At 65.8% G+C, this 15,243-nt stretch carries 10 protein-coding genes and 2 pseudogenes; 9 read left to right on the top strand and 3 right to left on the bottom strand.

Going from position 1 to position 15,243, the window contains the following annotated elements; all coding sequences use genetic code 11:
- Positions 1-76 precede the first annotated feature (76 nt).
- From OG507_RS30635 to OG507_RS30615, 6 genes and pseudogenes are all read left to right on the top strand, one after another.
- Entirely contained in the window at positions 77-1,153 is a 1,077-nt protein-coding gene (locus OG507_RS30635) for a type IIL restriction-modification enzyme MmeI (protein WP_327372161.1), read from the top strand.
- The gene (drmA, locus tag OG507_RS30630) at positions 1,150-4,899 is read left to right on the top strand and encodes a DISARM system helicase DrmA (RefSeq protein ID WP_327370349.1); all 3,750 of its coding nucleotides are present in this window, start codon (positions 1,150-1,152) and stop codon (positions 4,897-4,899) included. Before OG507_RS30635 ends, drmA begins: the two co-directional genes overlap by 4 nt.
- Positions 4,896-6,929: a DUF1998 domain-containing protein gene (locus tag OG507_RS30625; RefSeq protein ID WP_327370348.1), complete on the top strand. Its 2,034-nt coding sequence runs from the start codon at positions 4,896-4,898 to the stop codon at positions 6,927-6,929. Before drmA ends, OG507_RS30625 begins: the two co-directional genes overlap by 4 nt.
- Positions 6,922-7,653 (top strand): DISARM system phospholipase D-like protein DrmC, encoded by a 732-nt coding sequence (gene drmC, locus OG507_RS30620; protein ID WP_327370347.1) that lies wholly within the window; start codon positions 6,922-6,924, stop codon positions 7,651-7,653. Before OG507_RS30625 ends, drmC begins: the two co-directional genes overlap by 8 nt.
- Positions 7,654-7,905: 252 nt before the next feature.
- A pseudogene (locus OG507_RS40520) lies at positions 7,906-8,103 on the top strand (hypothetical protein); the annotation flags it as partial.
- A 41-nt stretch (positions 8,104-8,144) separates the two neighbouring features.
- Positions 8,145-8,615 carry a helix-turn-helix domain-containing protein gene (locus OG507_RS30615; RefSeq protein WP_327370346.1) on the top strand — a complete coding sequence of 157 codons (471 nt, stop codon included), beginning with the start codon at positions 8,145-8,147 and terminating at the stop codon, positions 8,613-8,615.
- Between the two features lie 39 nt (positions 8,616-8,654).
- On the opposite strand, the gene OG507_RS30610 is transcribed toward OG507_RS30615, so the two are convergent.
- Together OG507_RS30610 and OG507_RS30605 are read right to left on the bottom strand one after the other, a co-directional pair.
- Complete coding sequence (locus OG507_RS30610; RefSeq protein ID WP_327370345.1) at positions 8,655-9,134, bottom strand: ASCH domain-containing protein; 480 nt, start codon at positions 9,132-9,134, stop codon at positions 8,655-8,657.
- On the bottom strand, positions 9,131-11,191 hold the full coding sequence (locus OG507_RS30605) for a GNAT family N-acetyltransferase (RefSeq protein WP_327370344.1): 2,061 nt from the start codon (positions 11,189-11,191) through the stop codon (positions 9,131-9,133). The genes OG507_RS30610 and OG507_RS30605 overlap by 4 nt, the downstream gene beginning before the upstream one ends.
- A gap of 377 nt (positions 11,192-11,568) precedes the next feature.
- Here OG507_RS30605 and OG507_RS30600 point away from each other — a divergent pair, with 377 nt between their 5' ends.
- Positions 11,569-12,093 carry a hypothetical protein gene (locus tag OG507_RS30600; protein ID WP_327370343.1) on the top strand — a complete coding sequence of 175 codons (525 nt, stop codon included), beginning with the start codon at positions 11,569-11,571 and terminating at the stop codon, positions 12,091-12,093.
- A gap of 538 nt (positions 12,094-12,631) precedes the next feature.
- A complete protein-coding gene (locus OG507_RS30595) occupies positions 12,632-13,720 on the top strand; it encodes a hypothetical protein (protein ID WP_319739511.1) in 1,089 nt (362 codons plus the stop codon).
- A 375-nt stretch (positions 13,721-14,095) separates the two neighbouring features.
- On the opposite strand, the gene OG507_RS30590 is transcribed toward OG507_RS30595, so the two are convergent.
- Positions 14,096-14,305, bottom strand: coding sequence for a transposase family protein (locus tag OG507_RS30590; RefSeq protein WP_327372160.1), 210 nt, complete (start codon positions 14,303-14,305; stop codon positions 14,096-14,098).
- A gap of 170 nt (positions 14,306-14,475) precedes the next feature.
- Between OG507_RS30590 and OG507_RS30585 the strand changes: the two are divergent.
- Positions 14,476-15,186 (top strand): annotated as a pseudogene (locus OG507_RS30585) (IS256 family transposase); the annotation flags it as partial.
- Positions 15,187-15,243 lie beyond the last annotated feature (57 nt).

Here is a 15,243-nt window from a genome sequence, read left to right as displayed (position 1 = left end):
CCGGTCGTGGCCTGCGGCCAGCGCCAACCTAGAGTACGCGGCGGTGTGGGGCAGCCGGGCTGACATCAACTCATCGGTGCCCCGCATCGTCGCCGAGACCGACGAGGACATCGAGGTTGAACGGATCTCCGCCCTGCTGGAGCCGGGTGGACGGGTCGATGGCAATCCGAAGCGACTGGCGGAGAACCTGGGGCTCGCCTTCATGGGTTGCATCGTTCTAGGCATGGGATTTGTACTAGAGCCCGATGAGGCCGCAGCCTGGATCGAGAGCGATCCTAAATACAAAGATGTCCTCTTCCCGTACCTCAATGGCGAAGACCTAAATTCACGGCCGGACGGATCAGCCTCACGGTGGGTCATCGACTTCTATAATTGGCCAGAGCGACAAGCGGAAACGTACGAGTTGCCGTATCTGCGCGCATTGGAACGAGTGAAACCTGAGCGATCAAAGAACAAACGCAAACCACGACGGGAGCGATGGTGGCAGTTCGCGGAACTCGCACACGCAATGCGAGAAGCAACTTCCGATCTGGACGAGGTGCTCGCGATTGCGCTTGTGAGCAAATCGCTCATGCCGCTCCGTATCCCAGCTCGACAAGTCTTCAGTAACACGCTTGGGATTTTCGCCGCAAATTCTTACGCGGATCAAGCGGTTCTATCCTCTTCCTTGCATCAAATGTGGGCAATTAAGTACGGATCAGGCTTGCGAAACGATCCCCGGTATACGCCAGGTGATGTATTTGAAAGCTTTCCCCGCCCGAGTCGCGCGGATGAACTTGAAATTATCTGCCGAGTCCTCGATTCCGAACGTCGGGAGCTTATGCTCCGACGTAGCTTGGGGCTGACTAAGCTTTACAATCTCGTCAACGACCCCGGCATCACCGACTCCGCCGACGGCGACGTGGCCCGCATCCGCGAAATCCACGTTCAGCTCGACCGAGCCGTCATGGCAGCCTACGGCTGGGACGACGTCGCACTGGACCACGGCTTCCACACATACCGACAGATGGAGCGCTGGACGGTGAGCCCCACCGCCCGGGTGGAGATCCTCGACCGCCTCCTTGAAGAGAACCACCGCCGGGCTGCCTCACAAGGCGTTGTCAGTCCCTCCGACAACAATGAAGCCACCGAGGAAGAGGAGGGCGACGAGTGACCACCCCCCGCAACAACGCTCAACCCGCCACCGGCGCCCCCCAGGCCCCGCCCTATCGTCTCGCCCTTAGCCCCGACGACCGTTCCTGGACGGCCCGCGAGAACCTGGTCGACATCTTGGAGCGTGAGCTCCTCGGGCCGGCCAACGGCCCAGAAGAGCTCCTCGAAGGCGTCCCAGACTCCGCGTACCTGATCGGTCGGATCGCGCCCGTGCGGCTCACTGCCGGCCGCGCTGACCCTGGCGAGGCGGGCTCCGACGAGGCCGCGAGCGACGTAGGCGATGCTGTGGACGCCGCCGAGAGCCGGGGGGTGCCGCTGACCGCGGTCGATGACAGCAGTGCCAGTTCGGATGAGGACGAGGTCGAGGACCAGCCGCAGAAGCGCGGCTTGATGATCCCGGCGTCGATGGGGCTTCGGTGCCAGATCCCCGATGACCTGGACGAGTTCACGGTCACCGCCTCATGGGGCACGTACGAGCCGGTGAAGGAGAAGCGTGGTGAAGGCGTAGACGCCAGCGAGGGCGAGGCGCCCGCTCCTGCCTTCCGGCGTTTCCAGCGCACCCCCCACGCCATCGCCAAGACGATCAGGGTCGCTGACCTGGGGCCGTCCCGAACAACGGAGATCACACTCAAGGACAAGATCGTGCTCCGGGTGGATCGCTACGACGACACCGAGCGTGGCTGCCGGTTGATAGAGGTGGCGCTCTGCAACGACCGGGAGACCCCGCGCAAGATCCCGGTTGAAGCATGGCTGTACCAGACGAAGCTGTCGGTGTCGGCAGGCGGGGCAGAGGTGTTCCTGCCGGTCAACGACGTACTTCTCGATACGCGTGAGGAGCAGGACGACGAGCTGCGTCGGCTGCGGCTGCAGTACCGCAATCGTCTGGAGTTCGCTCACGGTCGAACCTGCTCGGTGGATTGGAAGACCGTCGAGGGGGCACGCAGGGCGAGCGAGGTCTGGACGACGTGGCTGCCGGTGAGCGAGACGCCGCAGACGGCCGCAGAGGAGATCAGCGCGGCCCTATTGGACATGCGCAAGCTCCAGGGAGCATCAACCGGCGAGCTACGCACAGGACTTGAACCGATCGTCGCGGGTTACACGGCCTGGTTGGACAACGAGCAGCAGAGGGCCGAGGCTCTTCCGGATCATTTGCGGTCCGAGGGACTGGAAGCGGTTGGGGACGCACGCCGAGTACAGCGCCAGCTCGCCGACGGACTGGAGTTTCTTCTCGGGGACGAGGAAGCGTTGCGCTGCTTCCGGTTCATGAACCGGGTGATGGCCGATCAGCGTGTGCAGTCGCAAGTCGCGGAGCGGCGAGCGAGCGCACCCGAGGAGGGCATTGACGAGGCCCGCGAAGCGATCCTTGCCGACAATAAGGAACGGGCGCATTCGTGGCGTACCTTCCAGCTGGCCTTCGTGCTAATGCAGTTGCCGATGCTGTCCGATCCGGCGGCGGAGAAACGGTCGGGAGAGCTGGCCAAGGCGCAGCTGCTGTTCTTCCCGACTGGTGGTGGCAAGACGGAGGCGTATCTCGGTCTTGCCGCGTACACCTTCGCGATCAGGCGCCGTCAGGGCGTCGTCGATGCCTTTGACGGCCCCCTGGACGGACGCTCCGGGGTGGCCGTGCTCATGCGGTACACGCTGCGCCTGCTCACTGCTCAGCAGTTCCAGCGTGCCACCACGCTGGTGTGCGCGGCCGAGCTGGCGCGGCGCGATGACGTGGCGACGTGGGGGGACGAGCCGTTCCGTATCGGGCTGTGGGTGGGGACGGATGTGAGTCCGAAGCGGTACGACGAGGCTGCCGATCAGCTGCAGAAGGCCCATGGGGGCCGTGGCTACCGGCTGACGGTGCTGCAGATCCAGCGCTGCCCGTGGTGCGGGACCCGGGTCGAGGCGCGGGATGTACGCACGGAGCCCGCGCTGCGCAGGGTGTATGTGTACTGCGGTGACGAGCTGGCCGAGTGCCCGTTCGCCGACGGCGGTGAGGTCCCCGACGGGCTGCCGGTGCTCACGGTGGACGAGGAGATTTACCGGCTCGCGCCGGCGTTCGTCATCGCTACGGTGGACAAGTTCGCCCGCCTGGCCCGGGAGGGCGAGGCCGCCTCGCTCTTCGGACACGTTTCGCGGCGTTGCGAGCGGCACGGCTTCGTCCACCCCGACTATCAGCAGTGCGCCATCAAGGACGGCAGCAAACACCCCAAGAAGGACGGCCACCCGGCCGCCCCCGTACATCCGGCTGCGCGGCTGCGGCCCCCGGATCTCGTCATCCAGGACGAACTCCACCTGATTACGGGAGCCCTCGGCACCACGGTCGGTCTGTTCGAGGTGGCCATCGACGTGATGACCGACTGGCGGACGAAGGACGGGCGCCCGGTGCGCCCGCTCCTTGTCGCTTCCACCGCCACCGCTCGCAACGCGTCCGACCAGGTGCGTGCCCTGTATGGGCGGGACGTCACCATCTTCCCGCCGCAGGTCCTGGACGCCGGGAACACGTTCTTCTCCAAGGAGATCCCGGTCTCCGAGAAGAATCCCGGGCGCCGGTACGTCGGGGTCAGCACGACAGGTGTGCGTTTGACCACGGCGGAGATCCGGGTTGCCGAGGTCCTCATGGCCGGCGGGCAACTGCTGATTGACCGCTCGGGCAGCGTGGCAGATCCGTATATGAGCCTGGTCGGCTATTTCAGCGCCACCCGTGAACTGGCGGGCATGGCGCGCTATATGAGTGACGATATCCAGACTGCGCTCGCCAAGGGGCGCCCCTGGTCGAAGCTGCCTCGCCGCACCGGCACCGACTTCGGTTCGCTGCACGTTGCCGAGCTGACGTCACGGGTGGCCAGCGCCGACATCACCGCGACGCTTGACCAGATGGCTATGTCGTTTGATCCCGGCTTCGATTCCACGGCGGGCAAGCGCAACCGGCGCGCCTTGCGGGAGGCGAAGAAGCCGGATCTCACACGCGAGGTGAACCCGTACGACGTAGTGCTGGCCACCTCCATGCTGCAGGTGGGCGTCGACGTGACCCGGCTCGGTCTGATGCTCGTGGTCGGCCAGCCGAAGAACACCGCCGAGTACATCCAGGCGTCTTCCCGCGTCGGCCGGGACGGCGACCGGCCAGGGCTGATTCTCGCACTGGGGAACTGGGCTCGGCCCAGGGACCTCGCCCATTTCGAGCAGTTCCGTCACTATCACGAGACGTTCTATGCTCAGGTCGAGGCGCTGTCGGTTACCCCGTTCTCGGTGACCTCCTTGGAACGCGGCCTGGACGGTGTCTTGGTCAGCGCGGCCAGGGTCCTGCAGGCTGCCAGGGCTGGCCACGGTCAGGGGCTGTCCCCAGAGGACGGCGCGGCGCGTATCGAGGCCGAGCAGCACTTCGCTGGTGAGCTCATCGAAGCCCTCGTGCGTCGGATCGCAAGGGCGGGCGATGAGGACGCGGCCGACCGCGCCCGCCTACGCCTGGAGAACCGGCTCGACCAGTGGGGCAAGCGGCGCAAACACCTCATTGAGCTGCGTAAGTCCCTGGTCTACGAAAAGGTTCTGGACGACAGTCGGCACGACGCGCTGATGATGAGCGCGGAGAACGCCAAGGCTGGCATCGATACCCGGGACGCGCCTCCGTTCATCGTGGCGAACTCAATGCGTGAGGTTCAGCCGGAGATCAACTTGCTGGTGAGCCCGATCAAGGAACGTCTGGTGTACCGGGCGCCTGACTATGCCCCTAAGTGGCAGATGCCGGAGGAAAACTCGTGAGTGACGAGACGCGATTCCTCCACGAGGTCGCTCACGCCGTCGACCCGCTGGGCGACCTGGAGCAGGAGGCGGAGAAGGCCACCAAGCACAACCGCGCCAAAGTCGGTTCGGCCCGCCCCTCCTCCCTGCTCTACACCTACGGTCCCGGCGCGATCATGGACCTGCCGCAGTTCACGATCATGCCCACCGGGCTGGACGAGTGGGACCGCATCTGGCAGCGGCGCGACTCCGCGCCTCCGCAGATCCACGCGCCGCGCCTGCGTGACGTGGTCCGGATGATGCTGCGCTCCCCCGACGTGCAGCTGCGGCCCTATCCCTGGCAGCCGAAGAAGTACAGCCGGTCCGCCGAGGGCAACGACCTCGGCGTCCCCTCGCGGGTCTTCCCGCAGTGGCTGCGGTGCACGGGCTGCGACATGCTCGGGCTTCTCGCGCAGTTCGACTACCGCAATACGCATCCCTTCCGCACGGACCTGGCCGTCTTCGAACACGCCAAGTGCACCGGACGCGCGGGAGCCGGCCCACGCAAACCGATGCGGCGCACCGCCATCCCAGCCCGCTACCTGCTGGCCTGTGTGGACGGGCACCTGGATGAGTTCCCGTACGACCTGTGGGTGCACCGCGGACAGCCGTGTAGCAAGGCGGAACTGCCCGCAATGAAGATGGTCGACCGGACCGCCGGCAAGGGCGCCTCGGCTGTCATCCACTGCGCATCCTGCGGTTTGCGGCGCCCGATGAACGAGGCTCAGGGAGAGGCCGGCAAGGCGAAGCTTCCGCAGTGCCGCGGACGCCACCCCCACCTGGATGCCTTCGAGCCCAAGGGCTGCCGCAACGAATCCCGCCTCATGCTCGTCGGCGCATCCAACCTGTGGTTCCCGGCCACCCAGTCGATCGTCGTCATGCCGGAGTCCCAGGAGGAGAAGGCCAGCGACCTGGCCGACCGAGTCCGCACCGCGCTCGGCGACAAACTCGCCAAGTACCGCGTCAGCCTCGACCTGATCAGGGACCTGCTCGGCATGGACGGCGGCGTCGACGTCACCGGGCTGTCCGACCACGAGCTGGAACAAGTCCTGCAGGCTGCTTCCGCGCCCACAGACACTCCAGAGGAGCAGGAGGAGAAGCTCCGCGACTGGGACCCGGTCGACCTCCTCGTCCCCGAATGGCGCTACCTGTTGCGCGACATCGTCGGCACCCGTGTCGAGGACCCCAAGAGCGGACTTACCCTCGCCAACCGCGAGCGAGGCGGCACTCTGCAGCCAGAAATCACCCGCGTCCTCGCGGTCGAGCGCCTCCGTAAGGTGAACGCCCTGGTCGGCTTCACCCGCATCGACGACATGGACCGAGTCGGCGACCTCCCGCGCCGGCTGGCCCCGCTGACCCGCACGTCGCGACCGGCCTGGACCGTAGCGACCGAGGACCGGGGTGAGGGGATCTTCATCCAGCTCGATGAGAACGCGGTCGCTACCTGGGAGAAGCGCGTCCTGGACACCGGCGTGTGGACGTCCCATCGCGACGCGCACCGCAGGAACTTCGAGCGTCGCTTCTCCGACACCGCAGGCAAGGTCGACCCCGACACCCGCCTGAAGCCCCCGCGCTACTGGCTCGTTCATACCTTCGCCCACATCCTGATCCGCGAACTCGCCCTCACCTGTGGATACTCGGCCGCCAGCCTCAGCGAACGCCTCTACGCCTGGCCCGCCGCAGACGGCCGCGACCCATCAGCTGGCCTTCTCATCTGCACCACCGCCTCCGACAGCGACGGCACCCTCGGTGGCCTCGTGCAGCTCAGCGAGCCCTCGCGCCTCCAGCGGGTCGTCGACAGCGCGCTGCGCAAAGCCGCGCGCTGCTCCTCCGATCCCATTTGCTCCAAGCGCACTCCGCAGGACCCCGAGGACTTCCTCCACGGTGCCGCCTGTCATTGCTGTGTAATGGCATCAGAGACCTCCTGCGAGCGCGCCAACCGTTTCCTCGATCGCCGCTTCCTCCTCGACCTGCCCGGCAGTGACCTCGGGTTCTTCCGAGTCCATGAGTGAGGCAGACGCGCCACGACGACTCGGCCAGCTCCTCTCCGGGACCGAGGCCAAAGGCATCGCGGACCGTCTGGCCGACGGAGACACACTCAGTACCGCACTCAAAGTCGTGGCGGCCAGCCAGCGGGCAGAAGTCCGGCGTCTGCTACAGGCCGTAGCTGGCAACGACGAGGCATCGCACCAACAGGTCCAAGTCCTACGTGCGATCGAGGGAGCCCGGGCGCTGCCGACCACACTGTCGCCGCTGTGGACCATGCCCGGGCACCTCGCCCAGAGCGGACCGCTCACCACCTCGGTGAGCCGCCTTGTCGACAGCGCGCGCCACGCCATCACATGCTCGACGTTCAACTTCCAGCGGAGCTCCATGCTTTGGAAGTCACTTCGGGAAGCTACACAGCGCGACGACGTCGCCGTCCGCGTCTACATGGATACCCGGGCCGCCGACGACAGCGGACAACATTGGTCTCCGACGACCGCAGAAGTCGCCGCGCACCTGGCGCCAGCCGAGGTCTGGCGAACCAAGAAATTCGACGGCATACACGTCCGCAACCACGCCAAGTTCCTTGCCATCGATCACCACCTTCTCCTAGTGACTAGCGCGAACTTCTCCTGGAGCGCGGAGAACAACAACGTAGAGTTCGGCGTCCTCATCGACAACCCAAACCTCACCGAAGCCGTCGAACGCGAACTGAGAGAGGCGGAGAACTCTCTGTATGAGCAGCTGTGACCTGGCACACCGTGGAGAGCCTGCTCGATCTCGTGCAGCACCGTGTCGCTCACCGGCTCCCCGGCCCCCCGGGCCAGTCCGGCCGCCGTGCGGGCAAGAGCGCTGACGAGCCGGTGCTGCTCACTCGCCGCACGCAGCTGCTCGGCATCGAGCGTCCGGTGGGCCTCGCGCAGCGTCTCCCCCAACACCAAAAACTGCTCCGCCTCCTGCCGCCGCTCACGGACCAGAAGATTCGCAGCCCACGCAGCGAGCCAGGAGCACCACGCCAGCCTCCACATCGCCGGGTTCTACCCCTCCCTCCACCTCAACCTGGCCGAGAACTACGGGACTGCTGCATGGATAGGTGACACCTGACCTGGCTTGCTGAGAGGCGGCCTGGACGAGGTGGCAGAGGCGATCTCCCAGCGGAACACCGCCAAGCGGCCCTCCGCGCCCGGTCCCACTACGTGACGCACCGGAACGCACCCCTCGCCGTCGAGGGACGCCACTGAGTGGTCGAGCGTTGCCGGACGAGGCCGATTGCGCACGTCGCGGCTGAGATGGGAATCTCCCGCGCGTGCGCGTCGAAGTGGGTCAATCGGTATCGGCGCCACGGCGAACTCGGGCTGGTGGACCGCTCCTCTGTGCCGCATCACCAGCCGACCGCGACGCCGTCCGAGGTCCTCGTACTCATCGAACAGCTGCGCCGGACCCACAAGTGGTCCGCGTCCCGGATCGCCTTCGAACTGGCCCAGGCCGGGACGGCAATCACCCGAAGGACCGTGAGCAGGCACTTGGCTGAGCTCGAACGCGCCCTCGCCTGGATCGTCCACCGAGGCAACCGCAGACTCCGATACATCGGCACCATCAAGAACGACGCCTGGCTCCACACCCGAGCAGCCGCCCTCAACCTCCGCCGGCTAATCAACCTCGGGCTCACCCACACGAACGGCACCTGGCATCTCGCCCCAGCCGGCACATGACCACGAGGGGCTCCCCAGCCTCCGGCCGGACAGCCCCTTCTAGGCCAGTGTCAGGTCGTTCAATGCGCCTTGAAGGGCCGCCCCGGTCACTGGTGCCGCCTCAGCGACCTTCCGGAGGTCTTCACCGGTCAAGTACCGGTAGCTCTGGGGTGGATGGAACGATCCCGAGGCTCGCAGCGCGGCCAGCGGTACCGGGGCCTCGAAGGTGATCGGTTCTTCGAGTGACAGACCGCTGGCCTGGGTCGCTCCACTCATGTACTCGTCGTACTCACGCCGACTGATCCCAGCGCTCGCGCGGTTGGCCGACCAGACTTCCCGCGGCGAGGCCACCTGCACGGAAGAGATCCGTGCCATGCCCACAATGGCCATCGTGGGCGCGGTCGCGTACAGGAGCACAGGAGTTCCCGGTGATGCGGCGACGCGCTGCCGGCGAACCTCGACCGTCTTGGTCCCAGCCAGAATCGCTGTGGCAAACCGAGGGTGGACGGACAGCAGCATCGCGCGCTCCGGATCACTCACGTCTTTCGGTGCCCCTCTTCATACATGGCCTGGAACAGCGTGTTGCTGATCTTCGACAGCTGCATCGGCGGTACCCACCGTAGTCCCAGCCCCTTGGCCAACGCGGTCATTCGTGCATGCGTCACTTGTACGGGAAAGATCTCCGTGTCCGAAAATCTCAACGCCATGGCCTTCCCCGACCCGTCGGCTGCGTCACGCACTTCGGCATGACCATATACGCCCAGGTGTTCGAATCGCGAGAAGAGGGTGTCGGGGTCGTCGATGACCACCTCGTCGAGGCGCGAGCAGCCGATGACCATCTTGCCCTGCTGCCCGGAAGCCCCCTCACTGACGTACCACAGGATTCTGGCGGGAACGCTCTCTCCCCGGCGACCGGACGAACGGTAGTAGACGTGCTCGCGACTGATGCCCAGGACGTCGTCCCGGGGAACGAGCATGGCCGGAACGTCGAAGAGCTCCGTAGACCATCGCGGCTTGATGGGCGCGATGAAGGAGAGCAGGGCCGTGTCGATCAGTTTGGCCGGCCACCACACCCGCTCGGCCATGCTCGCGACCTCCGGCGACACGCGCTCATCCAGCCGAGGCGCCGACCGTCTCATGCGTCCTGCGATCTCCGCAACCTTCCGCGAGACGGCCTCGGCAGGTCCGCAGACGTCGACCAGCAGTACGGTGAAGCCGCTCTCGTCCTCGGTGAAGCCGTCGGCACCGGCCGCCGACATCGCTGCCGGCGACAGAAACGGATCGGTGATGCGGATCGCCTGCGCCCCTCGCTCTCGGCCGAGCCGCTTGAGCATGAACAGCAGTTGCCGTGCAAGAGTCTCCTCCAGCCGGTGCGATGCCGTGCGGAGGAACGCGACGTTTAGCGTGCGGCCGTCCAGGGCCCAGACGTAGAGGGCTACCGGATGCCCCTCTCCGTCCCGGAGCAGCTCTCTGCGCCACACCACCCCGTCATCGGCGAGACTCTTCAGCCGTTCCGCGAAGGCCGTTCCACGGTCGCCTTCGGCCTGCTCGAAGAAGGCGACCAACTCTCTTTCACCGCCCGGCGCAATCTCCTCGGCGGAGAAGGTAGTGCCCATGAGATCAGCTGGACGGTACACCTGGGCCTGGCGCAGTTCGTCCACATGCAGCGTGACCACCGCCGGGGAGACGACCTTGACCCCTGCGATGTCCAAGGCGATATCTGCCAGAGCCGCCAGTGCAGAATCACGCGTCACCAGTACCTGGAGCCCGGCACACGACGTCTCGGCCACGTAGCGCAAGCGGGCACGTTGCCGGCCATCGAGAGGAACACCAGGCATCTCCTTCCCCGTTGCCGCGACCAGCTCCTCCAAGCGGACGGCAACGGCAGCACTGTCGGGAGACAGGGACCGCAGCTCGGCAAGGCCCGCCCGCTGATGGGTGCGCGCCTCACGTTCCTCTACTTCACGCACGTCGTGCAGAAGCTGCGGAGTGAAGGCAAGCTCGATCAGGTCGGCGAGCCATCCCGCTTCGAGAGCACGCGACTCCTCAACAGCGCGTTCCGTCCCCGTACCGCGCAGCCCGGCGAACACACCGTGGTCCACGGTCACCACCAGCAGCGCATCGCTCTGGGCCTCGGTGAACAGGTCCTCGTGCCCCAGATCGAGCCACCAGGTGTCCAGCGTTTCCTTGTCTTTGCCCCGCCCCAGGCTCTCTCCCCTGGGGACAAAGCCCAGCGCCGTCCACATGCTGCTGAGCCCGTAGTCGCGCCGGCACTTCGCACGGATACCGAGCCTATGAGCGTGCCGCGCGCGGATCGCCTCGATCAGCTCACGAGCGACACCCTTGCCTCGGTGTTCCTCTGCCACGCACAAGTGAGCCAGCCTCACATGCAGACTCCGCTTGGGCAGCCCGAAGAGCGCGTAACCGACCACCTCCTCGCCATCCAGGGCCACCAGCAGGCCGTCGTCCTCGGCGTGCTTACGGTAGGCAGGCGGCGTCAGCAGCCCCAGGTACTTCGTGTACCGGTCGCCCAAAGCGATGATCGCGTCCAGCAGCTCCGACTGCTCCGCAGACACCGGCAACACTCTGATCGCCATGTTCCCCCTCCGGTCCTTCAACCGACAATGCCCCAGGACGGCATACTGCCCAACAGCGTTGGTGGCGAGCCACTGATTGATCAAAACTGGCTGACTGGCGGGAATCTGTCTGCTCTTGTTTCGTTCGAGTGGATGGGCGGCAGTGTTGGGGGTGTGCCTGGCGGCGGCTTGACCGGGACCGTCGGTTGCTCGTCGGTGGTATCCCATGGCTTGCCTCAGAGCGGCCATCGCCGCCGCACCACGCGAGCTCACGCGGCTGGCCTCGGAGCGTGCGCGACACGCACCCCGTCGGTCTCTCATGGGCGGAATCCGCAAGCTGGTTGACCAAGACCGTTCTTCCCCACGGCCGCGTAGGCGCTGCTTCTACGCTGACCGTCATGTGCGAAGTCGAATACCGGAGCAGTGGGGTTCCGTTGGAGGAGTACGAACTCACCCGTAGGGACCACCGCCGTCAGAAGCAGAGCGAGGAGAGCAGCGTATCGATTCGACGACAGGTCGAAGAGGACAATGCCAGATGCCGGGCGGACCCGGCGATGGCAGAGCGCCGCCGCCAGGCGTTCGAGAACGTCGCGAAGCTGATGCAGTCCTTCAAGAAGGCCGACCACGAGATCATGCGGTGGCGTGTCCGGCTGTACTGCGGCCACATCATCGAGACGGAGGCGCATTACACGTACACCGACCCCATCGATGCTGGAGGGTCCAGCAAGCAATGCCCTGAGTGCGGAGGTGCCTGGCAAACGATCGTGGCTTTCGAACCCATCGGACTGCGCGGCGAGCCACCGGAACCCACGGTCCCCACACCTCCGCCGCCCCCGAAGAAGCCGACACGAGCCGAACTCGAACGACGCGTTAAGACGCTGGAGAAGGAGAACGAACGCTTGCGCGCGAAGTTCAGTGGCTGAAGATCCCGACCGAAGCCATTGGACTGACTCGCCAGCAGGTCGCGAAGGCCGAGTTGACGTTGACGACAACGGTGAAGACGCCGCCCGCGCGGACATAGAAATGGTCCACATCACCCCCCTCGTTCGAGCAAGTTTTTTCGAACCACCCATCGCTGACGAACGGAACTGACAACATGCCGCCGTCGTACGTCAACCTTGAGTCGAAGGCGGACCATTGGAACGGCAGGTCAATGAGCGGCAACTCTCGGTGCTGCAATGGGTGCAAGACGGGTGCCCTGCCGGCGTTTGGGAGACCAACTCCTACAAGAGCACCTGTCAGGCACTGCAGAACCGGGGCTTGGTCACGGTTTCCCGGAAGGCCGGGCAGTGGAGCGTCACCCTGACGAGTGCTGGCCAGCACTACCTGGCGCACGGCACGTACCCTCCCCGCGGGTCACGCCCGCCGAAGACCCAGGCCGCCGCTCCACGACCCCAGTCCACCCAAGCGCAGGAAACTCCGGCCGCCGGGCGGAGGCCAAGCACTCCATCACAGCCTCGAATGACGTTCACGGAGCAGCTGCTGCAAGAGCTCGCGGAGGCCGGCGGCAGAATCGTCAAGAGCGGCAGCGGTCCGGACTTGGAAAAGTGGCCATCCCGCATCGCCGCGGCACGCAGGTCCGGAAAGGTCCCGGAGACGAAGGAGTTGTACGGGGGCTGGTGCCAGGGCGGGTACGAGATCAAGCTCGTCGACATCCCCGCCTGGCGCCTCGCCGTCCTCGAACCCGTCCCCATTCCCTCCCGGCTCACGCGGCCGCACACCGTGGTCCGGGCCATGCAGAACGAACAACAGCCACTGGGCCTCACGAAGCCCGTCCAAGGACGTGCCCTCCGGCTAGTCCAGGCGCTGATCACCGCTGCCGAGGCCGAAGGGCATTCCAGCTCGGCAGGACAGACCGGCTTCGCGCCCCCGTCTCATCGCCGTCGTAGGGCATCTCCCCACTTCACCATCACCGCGCAGGGCCAGACTGTGGGGTTCCTTGTCCTCCAGGAGCAAGACCGGACCGAGCACGTCGCCACCGAGAAGGAACTCACCGCGGCCAAGAAGGACTCCTGGGTCAGGATCCCCCGCTTCGACTACGCCCCGTCCGAGCGTCTCCGCTTCGTCCTCAGCGGCGGCCAACCGCATCGGGCCAGCGAATGGTCCGATACCCCCGACCATCCCCTGGAAGACCAGCTCGCCGAAATCGCCCAGGAGTTCACCCTCCGCGGCGAAGCCGCCGAACGCAGACGCCTGGACGAGATAGAAGTGGCAGGCCAGAAGCGCATCCGCTGGGAAGCCGCCATGGAAGAAGCCCGAATCCGGTACGCCGAGGCGTACCGCGTCAGGCACTTCGAGGCGCAGGAAGTGACATGGCGCCACGCCGCCCGACTGACGGAGTATGTGAACGCCGTACGCACCCGAGTCGAGGCCATGCCCCCAGGCCAGACCCGGACCGAAGCAGAAGCCTGGATCAACTGGGCAGCAGCCCGCGTGGAGCGCCTCGACCCACTGAACACACCGCCCCGGCTGCCCGACATTCCCGAGCCACGCCCCGACGACCTGAAGCCCTTCCTCGGGCGCTGGAGCCCCTTCGGCCCCACCTACTGACGCCCGCTCCGCCACACGTCCGGCCCGCCGAAGTACGGCAGCAGCGCGCCTGCCACCGCAACCAGCGGCGGGCGCCGTAACCCGGCGGAATCTTCTTCAAGTCCCGCAAAACCAGCCCACGGCAGCACGCCTCCCAGCCAACGTGACCTGCACGATCAGTCAGGTGACGCCCCATCAGAACGAGCGTCAAATGAGCGTCACGAGCGTCATTTCAGCGTCAAGATATCGCCCGTAACGCCCACACCGCACATAATGCGCACACAAGAAACAGCAGGTCAGGCGCCCTTCCCGACCGGCTCAAGGATCGCCACGCACTCCACGTGGTGCAGGAAGGGAAACAGGTCGGACGACCAATACGCGCCACAAAACCGCAGGTCAGGCGCCCTTCTCAGCAGGCTCAAGGATCGCGACACACTCAACGTGGTGGGTCGTGCAAGCAGTGTTCTCGCAGCGGAACCGCCGTATGCGTAACTCGATCACCACGCCGAGCCCGCCCACGGCGACGTCACGCAGCTTGCGTACGTACCGGCCGTGCACCCGAGCGGAGCTCTGACCGCACCGACAGGACCCGCTCGCCGCCCGCACCCGCGTCCTCAACACCACCTTGTCCGGCCGTCGCTCGACCTCCTCGATGAGCAACGCGGACAGGTAAGGAAACAGCTCCAAAAGCACATCACGAGAGCACGCGATGCATGATTGCGAACGGTCGGCACGAACCGCTCAACCGTCCGGATCACAAGATCGTCGACAGAACCAAGATCCGTGACGGCAAGGTGGCGAACCGGCCGATCTACGTCGTCATGGCCGTGACCGTCGAGGGCACCCGCGACATCCTCGGAATCCGGGCCGGCGACGGCGGCGAGGGCGCCAAGTTCTGGCTGCAGATTTTCACCGAACTGAAGAACCGCGGCCTGGACGACTGCCTGATGCTGGTCTGCGACGGGCTCAAGGGCTTGCCCGACGCGGTGGAAACCGTCTGGCCTCGCACCATTGTGCAGACCTGCGTGATCCACTTGCTGCGCAACAGCTTCCGCTATGCCGCCCGGCAGGACTGGGACAAGATGGCCAAGGCCCTCAAGCCCGTCTACACCGCGCCCAGCGAGGCCGCCGCCACCGAGCGGTTCCTGGAGTTCTCCGAAACCTGGGGCACCAAATACCCAGCCGTGATCAAGCTGTGGTCCGACGCCTGGGCCGAATTCGTCCCCTTCTTGTCCTTCGACGTCGAGATCCGCAAGGTGATCTGCTCCACGAACGCGATCGAGAGCGTCAACGCCCGCATACGCAAGGCCGTCCGGGCCCGCGGGCACTTCCCGAACGAGCCCGCCGCTCTCAAGTGCGTGTATATGGCGCTGATGAGCCTGGACCCCACTGGCCAGGGGCGACGACGCTGGACCATGCGCTGGAAGGCACCACTGAACGCCTTCCAAATCGCCTTCGAGGGCCGCCTCACCCCCACCAACCACTGACACCTCAACAACCAAGATCAGCCGTTAACTTTACAGACCCATCTCACCGATCACTGA

It is taken from the genome of Streptomyces sp. NBC_01217 (genome assembly GCF_035994185.1).
Lineage (GTDB): Bacteria > Actinomycetota > Actinomycetes > Streptomycetales > Streptomycetaceae > Streptomyces.
This window is presented reverse-complemented; position numbering and strand designations above follow the sequence as displayed.